Origin of the sequence: Shinella zoogloeoides (assembly GCF_020883495.1) — a bacterium.
In the GTDB taxonomy this organism is placed as follows: Bacteria; Pseudomonadota; Alphaproteobacteria; order Rhizobiales; family Rhizobiaceae; genus Shinella; species Shinella zoogloeoides.
In genome coordinates this window covers 3340046-3349965 of record NZ_CP086610.1, presented here as the reverse complement: position 1 = coordinate 3349965, position 9920 = coordinate 3340046, and the positions used below count along the sequence as shown (strand labels likewise).

The following is a 9920-nucleotide window of genomic DNA, read 5'->3' as shown; positions in this document are numbered from 1 at the left end:
TCGATCAGGCCGCCGTGTGGCTCTTGCGCACGTCGTCGTCGGTCAGGATGCCGCTGGCGCGCAGCAGCGCGGCGAAGCGGCCGTTGCTCTGGCTGAGATCGTTGAAGGTGCCCATCTCCGCGACCTGACCGTGATCCATGAAGACGACGAGATCGGCCTCGCGGACCGTCGACAGGCGGTGCGCGATGATGAAGGTCGTGCGGCCCCGGCGCAGCGAGTCGATGGCCGTCTTCACGCGGGCTTCCGTCTCCACGTCGAGCGCGCTGGTCGCCTCGTCGAGCACGAGGATCGGTGCGTTCTTCAGGATGGCGCGGGCGATGGCGATGCGCTGGCGCTCGCCGCCCGAAAGCCGATTGCCGCGCTCGCCGACATGGGTCTCGTAGCCGTTCTGGCGCGAGACGATGAAGTCGTTCGCCGCCGCGGCTTCTGCCGCCGCCTCGATTTCCTCCTGGCTCGCGCCCTCGCGGCCGAGGCGGATATTGTCGGAGATCGAGCGGTTGAGCAGGCCCGCGTCCTGGAACACGGTGGCGATGGAGTGGCGCAGCGACCTGCGCGTCACCGTCCCTATATCCACGCCGTCGATGAAGATCTGGCCGGATTGCGGCTCGTAGACGCGCTGGAGCAGGTTGACGAGCGTCGTCTTGCCGGCGCCCGTCGGGCCGACGATAGCGACGGTCTGGCCGGCTTCCACCGTGAAGGAAACGTCGCGCACGCCCTGCGTGGCATTGGCGAAGTCGAAGCTGACATTGCGGTATTCGACCTTGCCCTTCACGTCGCCGAGCTCGCCCGCGCCGGTCGGTTCCTCGCGTTCCTTCACGGCGTCTTCCAGCGTGAAGAAGTCCTCCAGCTTGGCGCGCGCCTCGAAGATCTGCGTGGCGAAGGCCTTCATCTGGTCGAGGCGGCCGATGAGCAGGCCGGCGAAGCCGATGAAGGCGATGACGTCGCCGACGCGGATTTCGCCCCGCTGGACGAGCACCGTGCCGATGACGAGGATCGTCATCATCGAGATGGTCGAGGCGATGCGGTTGAGGGCGCTGGCGAGCGCCCACCAGTCGAGTACCGGGAACTGCGCGTTGATCAGCCGCTCGGCGAACTGCTTCAGTTCGCGCGTCTCCGCCTCGATGCGGTTGTAGCTGTGCACCACGGAGACGTTGCTGATCGAGTCCGACACATGGGAGAAGACGGTGTGGTAATGGTTCTCCACCGAGGCCTGTCCCTCGCGTGTGCGGTTCATCACCACCTTGCCGATGACGACATAGAGCGCGCCGAGCACCATCAGCACCAGCGACAGGCGGTAGTCCATCGAGAAGGCGGTCGGGATGAGCAGGGTGAGCGCCACGGCGGTGGCGAGATGCGTGCGCATGAATTCCAGCCACAGGCTGAACAGCGTCTCGCAGGCGCGCAGCAGCGTGTGCAGCGCGTTGGAGGTGCCGCGCTGGCTGTGCCAGGCGAGCGGCATGGAGATGATGCGGCCGAAGGCTTCCGTCAGGAGGCTGGCGCGGCGGCCATGGGCCAGCCGGTCGGCCTCACGCGCGACGAGCACATAGGCGACGGTGTTGAAGAGACCGAAGCCGGCCCACATCAGGAGGATCGGCGTGACGTCGCTCTTGGTGGAAATGGCATCGATGATGCGGCCGAACAGGATGGGTTCGGCAATGGTGATCACGGCAAGAACGATATTGGCGGCAACCACCAGCCCGACCCGGAGCTTGTAGATGCCAAGATAGCTGAGGGCCCTGGCATAGACCTGAAACAAAGACACGGAATGGAGCCTTTCCGGCAATAGCTGTTGTGCGGTGCAACGTTGGCACCTTCAGTCCCTTGGCTGAAGGTATTAACCAGCGGAAGCGGCAAAAGTTCTTCGCAGTCAAGCAAATTTGATAACGCGCCTGAAATCTTGCGTGATTGTGCAATTTCAGGTCAGCTATGCACGCAAAGCGATTGATTTTCACCTTCCGATCCTGCCAATTGTTCAGCGGGGATATCAGAGGGGCGCTTGGGCCGGTTGTCGGCCTGATTCAGCTTTATCAGTTGGTTATGCAAAGCTAGTCAAGCGCGGGGAATATGAAGATCAACTTGCTGGTGCAGTTCCTTGCACTGATCGACGAGTTGCGTGGTAGGGAGGAGACGACTGCCGAATTCGAGCGTCTCATTACACTCTACGGCTTCGAGTATTATTGGCTTAACCAGTCGCCGAGACCGGTGGAAAGCGTGCTGAGCCTGCTGCTGGCAGGACGCTGGCCGGAAGGCTGGCCGGAGACCTATCTGCGCAGAAGCTATATGCAGGTCGATCCGACCGTGCGCTATCTCGGCCATGCCCAGGTGGGTTTCCGCTGGCGCGACACGCTCGGCGCGTTCCGGGCCAGCCCGCATCGCAAGCGCATGGAGCGCATGATGGTCGATGCGCGGCAGAACGGGCTGGAGGATGGCTATCTGTTTCCGGTCCATGGTCGGCGCGGCCTTCTCGGCAGCCTCAGCATCGGCGGCAGGCCGGTGGAGCTGGAGACCGCGGAGATGGCGCTGTTCGACAGCATCGCCCGCCGGCTCTACTGGAAGCTCCTTCACGCAGCCGACCCGCAGGAGGCCGAGCGGCTTTCGGCGATCGTCGACGTCGAGTTGACGCGGCGCGAGATGGAGGCGCTGGCGCTGCTCGCCCAGGGCATGACCTCGCACGATATCGGGCGCGTCCTCGGCATCTCGAACCATACGGTCGACTGGTACATGAACGGCATCCAGGAAAAGCTCGGCGCCCGCAACCGGCACCACGCCATCGCCATCGCCTTCCGCCTGGGGCTGGTCTCGTAGCGGGGCGGTGCCGCATGAATCCGGCATAACCGTCTGTTTCTAAAAGATTTATCTATGGGGCAATGTCCCGGTCGCCGTCGGGATTATTTCCGGCGGCGCAAATCTTTTGTTCCATGGCGACGATAAAATTGCACTTTGGAAATTACCCGCTAATAATTCTCTTCGCGGGTGCAGCATTTCCCGCTCGAAGGTCCCCCATCCAGGTCATTGAGGAGTCCGACTTGCCCATTTCCAAGATTCTTGTCGCCAACCGTTCCGAAATCGCCATCCGCGTGTTCCGCGCGGCCAATGAACTCGGCTTGAAAACAGTTGCGATATGGGCGGAAGAGGACAAACTGGCGCTGCACCGCTTCAAGGCGGACGAGAGTTACCAGATCGGTCGCGGCCCGCATCTGACGCGCGATCTCGGTCCCATCGAGAGCTATCTTTCGATCGAGGAGGTGATCCGCGTCGCCAAGCTTTCCGGCGCGGATGCGATCCATCCCGGCTACGGCCTGCTTTCGGAGAGCCCGGAATTCGTCGATGCCTGCGATGCCGCCGGCATCATCTTCATCGGCCCGCGCCCGGCCACCATGCGCCAGCTCGGCAACAAGGTCGCCGCGCGCAATCTCGCCATCTCCGTCGGCGTGCCGGTCGTGCCCGCCACCGATCCGCTGCCGGATGACGAAGCGGAAATCCACCGTCTCGCCGCCGAGATCGGCTATCCCGTCATGCTCAAGGCCTCCTGGGGCGGCGGCGGTCGCGGCATGCGCGCCATCCGCGATGCCAAGGACCTGATCCGCGAGGTGACGGAAGCCAAGCGCGAGGCCAAGGCCGCCTTCGGCAAGGATGAGGTCTATCTCGAAAAGCTCGTCGAGCGCGCCCGCCACGTCGAAAGCCAGATCCTCGGCGATACGCATGGCAATGTCGTGCATCTCTTCGAGCGCGACTGCTCCATCCAGCGGCGTAACCAGAAGGTCGTCGAGCGTGCGCCCGCGCCTTACCTATCGGAAGCGCAGCGCCAGGAACTTGCCGACTATTCGCTGAAGATCGCCAAGGCGACCAGCTATGTCGGCGCCGGCACGGTCGAGTATCTGATGGATGTCGACAGCGGCAAGTTCTACTTCATCGAGGTGAATCCGCGCATCCAGGTCGAGCACACCGTCACGGAAGTCGTGACCGGCATCGATATCGTCAAGGCGCAGATCCACATCCTCGACGGCGAGGCCATCGGCACGCCGGAATCGGGCGTTCCCAAGCAGGCCGATATCCGCCTTAACGGTCATGCGCTCCAGTGCCGCATTACCACGGAAGACCCAGAACAGAACTTCATCCCGGACTATGGCCGCATCACTGGCTACCGCTCGGCGGCCGGCTTCGGCATCCGTCTCGATGGCGGCACGGCCTATACCGGGGCCTATATCACCCGCTATTACGACCCGCTGCTCGTCAAGGTCACGGCCTCGGGCAGCACGCCGGGGGAAGCCATCAACCGCATGGACCGTGCGCTGCGCGAATTCCGTATCCGCGGCGTCGCCACCAACCTCACCTTCCTCGAGGCGATCATCGGCCACGAGGCCTTCCGCGACAACAGCTACACGACCCGTTTCATCGATACGACGCCGGAACTGTTCCAGCAGGTCAAGCGCCAGGACCGCGCGACGAAGCTGCTCACCTACCTTGCCGACGTCACCGTCAACGGCCACCCGGAAGCCAAGGGCCGCCCGAAGCCGCCGGCAGACGTGGCCAAGCCCGTCGTGCCCTTCATCGGCGGAGATATCCCTGCCGGCACCAAGCAGAAGCTCGACGAACTCGGCCCGAAGAAATTCGGCGAATGGCTGCGCGCCGAACGCCGCGTGCTCCTCACCGACACGACCATGCGCGACGGCCACCAGTCGCTGCTGGCGACCCGCATGCGCACGCATGACATCGCCCGCGTCGCCGGCACCTATGCCCGGGCGCTGCCGCAGCTCTTCTCGTTGGAATGCTGGGGCGGCGCGACCTTCGACGTCTCCATGCGCTTCCTGACGGAAGACCCGTGGGAGCGTCTTGCCCGCATCCGCGAGGATGCGCCGAACCTGCTCTTGCAGATGCTGCTGCGCGGGGCGAACGGCGTCGGCTACAAGAACTATCCCGACAATGTCGTGAAGTATTTCGTCCGGCAGGCGGCGAAGGGCGGCATCGATGTCTTCCGCGTCTTCGATTGCCTCAACTGGGTCGACAACATGCGTGTCTCGATGGACGCCGTCGCCGAGGAGAACCGCATCTGCGAGGCGGCGATCTGCTATACCGGCGATATCCTGAATTCGGCCCGCCCGAAATACGACCTCAAATACTACACCGACCTCGCCGCCGAGCTGGAAAAGGCCGGCGCGCATATGATCGCGCTGAAGGATATGGCGGGCCTTCTGAAGCCCGCCGCCGCCCGCGTGCTGTTCAAGGCGCTGCGCGAGGCCACCGACCTGCCGATCCACTTCCACACGCATGACACGTCGGGCATCGCGGCCGCGACCGTGCTTGCCGCCGTCGATGCCGGCGTGGATGTGGTGGATGCGGCCATGGATGCCCTTTCGGGCAACACGTCCCAGCCTTGCCTCGGCTCCATCGTCGAGGCGCTGAAGGGATCGGAGCGCGATCCGGGTCTCGATCCCGAATGGATCCGTCGTATCTCCTTCTACTGGGAGGCCGTGCGCTTCCAGTATGCCGCCTTCGAAAGCGACCTCAAGGGGCCGGCTTCGGAAGTCTACCTGCATGAAATGCCGGGCGGCCAGTTCACCAATCTCAAGGAACAGGCCCGTTCGCTCGGGCTTGAGACCAAGTGGCACAAGGTCGCCCAGGCCTATGCCGACGCCAACCAGATGTTCGGCGATATCGTCAAGGTGACGCCGTCCTCCAAGGTGGTCGGCGATATGGCGCTGATGATGGTAAGCCAGGAACTGACCGTCGCCGACGTCGAGAATCCGGCTAAGGATGTGTCCTTCCCCGATTCCGTCGTCTCCATGTTGCGCGGCGATCTGGGCCAGCCTCCGGGCGGCTGGCCGGCCGGCCTGCAGAAGAAGGCGCTGAAGGGCGACGCGCCCTATACCGCCGTGCCCGGCTCGCTGCTGCCGGCGGCCGATCTCGATGCGGAGCGCAAAACCATCGAGGACAAGCTGGAGCGCAAGGTCGACGATTTCGAATTCGCCTCCTATCTCATGTATCCGAAGGTCTTTACCGACTATGCGCTGGCCGCCGACATGTACGGCCCCGTCAGCGTGCTGCCGACGCCCGCCTATTTCTACGGCCTTGCGCCGGGCGAGGAACTGCAGCCGGAAATCGAGCGCGGCAAGTCGCTCGTCATCCTGCATCAGGCGACCAGCGAGCCGGATGCGCAGGGCATGGTCAAGGTGTTCTTCGAACTGAACGGCCAGTCGCGCCTCATCAAGGTGCCGGACCGCAACCGCGCCGCCACCTCCGCCATCCGTCGCAAGGCCGACAACGGCAACGCCGCCCATCTCGGCGCGCCGATGCCGGGCGTCATCTCGACCGTCGCGGTCGCGGCCGGCCAGCCGGTCAAGGCCGGCGACGTGCTGCTCTCCATCGAGGCGATGAAGATGGAAACGGCGCTGCATGCCGAGAAGGACGGCATGATCTCGGAAGTGCTCGTCAGGGCCGGCGACCAGATCGACGCCAAGGACCTGCTGATCGTCTACGGCGCCTGAAGCGGCCCTCGATAAAGCCTCCATGACAGGGGATGGGTTAACCCCATCCCCTGTTTGCGCTTGCGCTCACGCAATTCCGGCCGCAAAACGCTGCGCACTTTACCGGAACCGTTCCAAGAAACGCAGGCTTCCATGAGCTTCGTCATCCGCACCGCCGCGCTCGGCGACATCGCCGCCTTCACCGAAATCTACCGCGAATCCGTGCTGAACGGCGTGGCGAGCTACGAGGTTGATCCGCCGACGCTCGACCAGATGGCGACGCGCTTCACGGCGATCACCGGCAAGGGCTATCCTTATATCGTCGCCGTCGAGCAGACCGGCCTCATCCTCGGCTATGCCTATGCCTCGGCCTTCCGCACGCGGCCGGCCTATCGCTGGCTCGTGGAGGATTCGGTCTATCTGGCGCCGGAGGCGCGCGGCAGGGGCATCGGCAAGGCATTGCTGGCCGAACTCATTCGCCGCTGCACGGATTGCGGCTTCCGCCAGATGGTGGCGGTGATCGGCGGGGCGCATCCCGCCTCCATCGCCGTGCACAGCGCGGCCGGCTTTGCGCATTCGGGCCGCATGAGTGCGACGGGCTTCAAGCACGGCCGCTGGCTCGACACGGTCTTCATGCAGCGCCCGCTCGGCGAGGGAGCCGAGACGGAACCCTCCGCGACGGATTTCCCGGGAACGATGGCATAAAAATGCCGGGGCTTTTGGCCCCGGCATCGTGTTTTCAGGCTTCAGGCCGCTCAGGCGGCGAGGTCGCGAAGAACGGTCTGCAGGATGCCGCCGTTGTTCATGTAGGTCACCTCGTCCAGCGTATCGATGCGGCAGAGGAGCGGAACGTCCTTCACCGTGCCGTCGGAGTAGGTGATCTTGGCGATCTTCTTCTCGCGCGGCTTGATATCGCCTTCCAGGCCCTCGATGGTGACGACTTCGTCGCCCTTGAGGTCGAGCGAGGCCCAGGTCGTGTCTTCCTCGAAGACGAAGGGCACGACGCCCATGCCGACGAGGTTGGAGCGGTGGATGCGCTCGAAGGACTGCGCCACCACGGCCTTGACGCCGAGGAGGTTGGTGCCCTTGGCCGCCCAGTCGCGCGAGGAGCCGTTGCCGTATTCGACGCCGGCGAAGATGACGAGCGGAACGCCCTCGGCCTTGTACTTCATGGCCGCGTCGTAAATCGACATCTCTTCCTTGGTCGGATAGTGGATCGTGTAGCCACCTTCCTTACCGTTCGGGCCGAGCATGTGGTTGCGGATGCGGATATTGGCGAAGGTGCCGCGCATCATGACTTCATGGTTGCCGCGGCGCGTGCCGTACTGGTTGAAGTCCGCCACCGCGACGCCGTTATCCGTAAGATACGCGCCGGCCGGCGAGGCCGCCTTGATCGAACCGGCCGGAGAGATGTGGTCGGTCGTGATCTTGTCGCCGAAGAGACCGAGGACGCGCGCGCCTTCGATGTTCTTCAGGCCCGAGCCGGTCTTGCCCATGCCCACGAAGTAGGGCGGGTTCTGCACATAGGTCGACTTGTCGTCCCAGGCATAGGTCTGGCCTTCCGGCACCTGCACGGCCTGCCAGTTCTCGTCGCCCTTGAAGACGTCGGCATATTTCGTGGCATAGAGCTCACGCGTGACGTACTTCATGATGAACTCCTGGATCTCCCTGGAGGAGGGCCAGATGTCCTTGAGGTAGACCGGATTGCCGTTCTGGTCTTCGCCGATCGGCTCCTTGGTCAGGTCCTTCTGGACCGTACCGGCAAGGGCGTAGGCGACGACGAGCGGCGGGGAGGCGAGGTAGTTTGCCTGCACGTCCGGCGAGATGCGGCCTTCGAAGTTGCGGTTGCCCGAGAGGACGCCCGCAGCGATCAGGCCCTTGTCGTTGATCGTCTTGGAGATCGGCGCCGGCAGCGGGCCGGAATTGCCGATGCAGGTCGTGCAGCCGAAGCCGACGAGGTTGAAGCCGAGCTTGTCGAGGTCCGCCTGCAGGCCCGACTTGGCGAGGTATTCGCCGACGACCTGCGATCCGGGCGCCAGCGACGTCTTGACCCACGGCTTCGTCTTCAGGCCCCTGGCGACCGCATTGCGGGCGAGAAGGCCGGCGGCAATGAGGACCGACGGGTTGGACGTGTTGGTGCAGGACGTGATGGCGGCGATGGCGACGTCGCCGTGGCCGATATCGTAATCCGTGCCTTCGACGGCATAGCGGTTCGAAAGCTGGCCGGGCTTCTTGTAGTCGTTTTCAAGGGCCGTCGCGAAGTTCGGCGCAATGTTTTCCAGCGGGATGCGGCCTTCCGGGCGCTTCGGGCCGGCCATGGCCGGAACGACGTCGCCGAGGTCGAGTTCGAGCGTGTCGGTGAAGACGAGGTCGGAGCCGTCGCCGTCACGCCACATGCCCTGCGCCTTCGAATAGGCTTCGACGAGGGCGATGCGCTGCTCTTCGCGGCCGGACATGGTGAGGTAGTTGACGGTCTCGCCGTCGACCGGGAAGAAGCCGCAGGTCGCGCCGTATTCCGGGCCCATATTGCCGATCGTTGCGCGGTCGGCGAGCGTCATGTTGTCGAGGCCGGGGCCGAAGAATTCGACAAACTTGGAGACGACGCCCTTCTTGCGCAGCATCTGCACGACCATCAGCACGAGGTCGGTCGCCGTAACGCCTTCCTTGAGCTTGCCGGTCAGCTTGAAGCCGATGACCTCGGGCAGCAGCATGGAGACCGGTTGGCCGAGCATGGCGGCTTCCGCCTCGATGCCGCCCACGCCCCAGCCGAGAACGCCGAGGCCGTTGATCATGGTCGTGTGGCTGTCCGTGCCGACACAGGTATCCGGGTAGGCGACGATCTCGCCGTCTTCTTCCTTGGTCCAAACCGTCTGGCCCAGATATTCCAGATTGACCTGGTGACAGATGCCGGTGCCCGGGGGAACGACGCGGAAGTTCTGGAACGCCTGCTGGCCCCACTTGAGGAAGCGGTAGCGCTCGCCGTTGCGCTGGTATTCCAGCTCGACGTTGCGGGCAAAGGCGGTCGGCGTGCCGAATTCGTCGACGATGACCGAGTGGTCGATGACGAGGTCGACGGGAACGAGCGGGTTGATCTTCTCCGGGTCGCCGCCGAGCGAGACCATCGCGTCGCGCATGGCCGCAAGGTCGACCACGGCGGGAACGCCGGTGAAGTCCTGCATCAGCACGCGCGCCGGGCGATAGGCGATCTCGTTCTCGACCGTGCCCTTGTTCGTCAGCCAGTCGACGACGGAAAGGATCTGCTCCTTGGTGACCGAGCGGCCGTCCTCGAAGCGCAGCAGGTTCTCAAGAAGCACCTTCATCGAGTAGGGGAGCTTCGAGACGCCGGCAAGGCCGTTCGCCTCGGCCTTGGGAAGGCTGTAATACACATAGTCGGTGCCGTTTACCGTAAGGGTCGAACGACAATTGAAACTGTCTAGGGATTTGGACACTTTATAC

General features: G+C 64.0%; 5 protein-coding genes. 3 read left to right on the top strand and 2 right to left on the bottom strand.

Going from position 1 to position 9920, the window contains the following annotated elements:
• Positions 1 to 4: 4 nt before the first annotated feature.
• Complete coding sequence (locus K8M09_RS16515) at positions 5 to 1762, bottom strand: glucan ABC transporter ATP-binding protein/ permease (RefSeq protein WP_160787654.1); 1758 nt, start codon at positions 1760 to 1762, stop codon at positions 5 to 7.
• Between the two features lie 302 nt (positions 1763 to 2064).
• On the opposite strand from K8M09_RS16515, the gene K8M09_RS16510 reads away from it, so the two are divergent.
• From K8M09_RS16510 to K8M09_RS16500, 3 genes are all read left to right on the top strand, one after another.
• Positions 2065 to 2805, top strand: coding sequence for a helix-turn-helix transcriptional regulator (locus tag K8M09_RS16510; RefSeq protein ID WP_160787655.1), 741 nt, complete (start codon positions 2065 to 2067; stop codon positions 2803 to 2805).
• 221 nt (positions 2806 to 3026) lie between these two features.
• The gene (gene pyc / locus K8M09_RS16505) at positions 3027 to 6485 is read left to right on the top strand and encodes a pyruvate carboxylase (RefSeq protein WP_160787656.1); all 3459 of its coding nucleotides are present in this window, start codon (positions 3027 to 3029) and stop codon (positions 6483 to 6485) included.
• 132 nt (positions 6486 to 6617) lie between these two features.
• Positions 6618 to 7169: a GNAT family N-acetyltransferase gene (locus K8M09_RS16500; RefSeq protein WP_160787657.1), complete on the top strand. Its 552-nt coding sequence runs from the start codon at positions 6618 to 6620 to the stop codon at positions 7167 to 7169.
• A gap of 50 nt (positions 7170 to 7219) precedes the next feature.
• On the opposite strand, the gene acnA is transcribed toward K8M09_RS16500, so the two are convergent.
• The gene (gene acnA, locus K8M09_RS16495; RefSeq protein ID WP_160787658.1) at positions 7220 to 9913 is read right to left on the bottom strand and encodes an aconitate hydratase AcnA; all 2694 of its coding nucleotides are present in this window, start codon (positions 9911 to 9913) and stop codon (positions 7220 to 7222) included.
• Between the last annotated feature and the right edge of the window lie 7 nt (positions 9914 to 9920).

What these genes read in the sequence shown, in the direction of transcription:
- K8M09_RS16510 (WP_160787655.1), top strand. Translation starts at nt 2,065, where the DNA reads ATGAAGATCAACTTGCTGGTGCAGTTCCTTGCACTGATCGACGAGTTG.
- K8M09_RS16500 (WP_160787657.1), top strand. Translation starts at nt 6,618, where the DNA reads ATGAGCTTCGTCATCCGCACCGCCGCGCTCGGCGACATCGCCGCCTTC.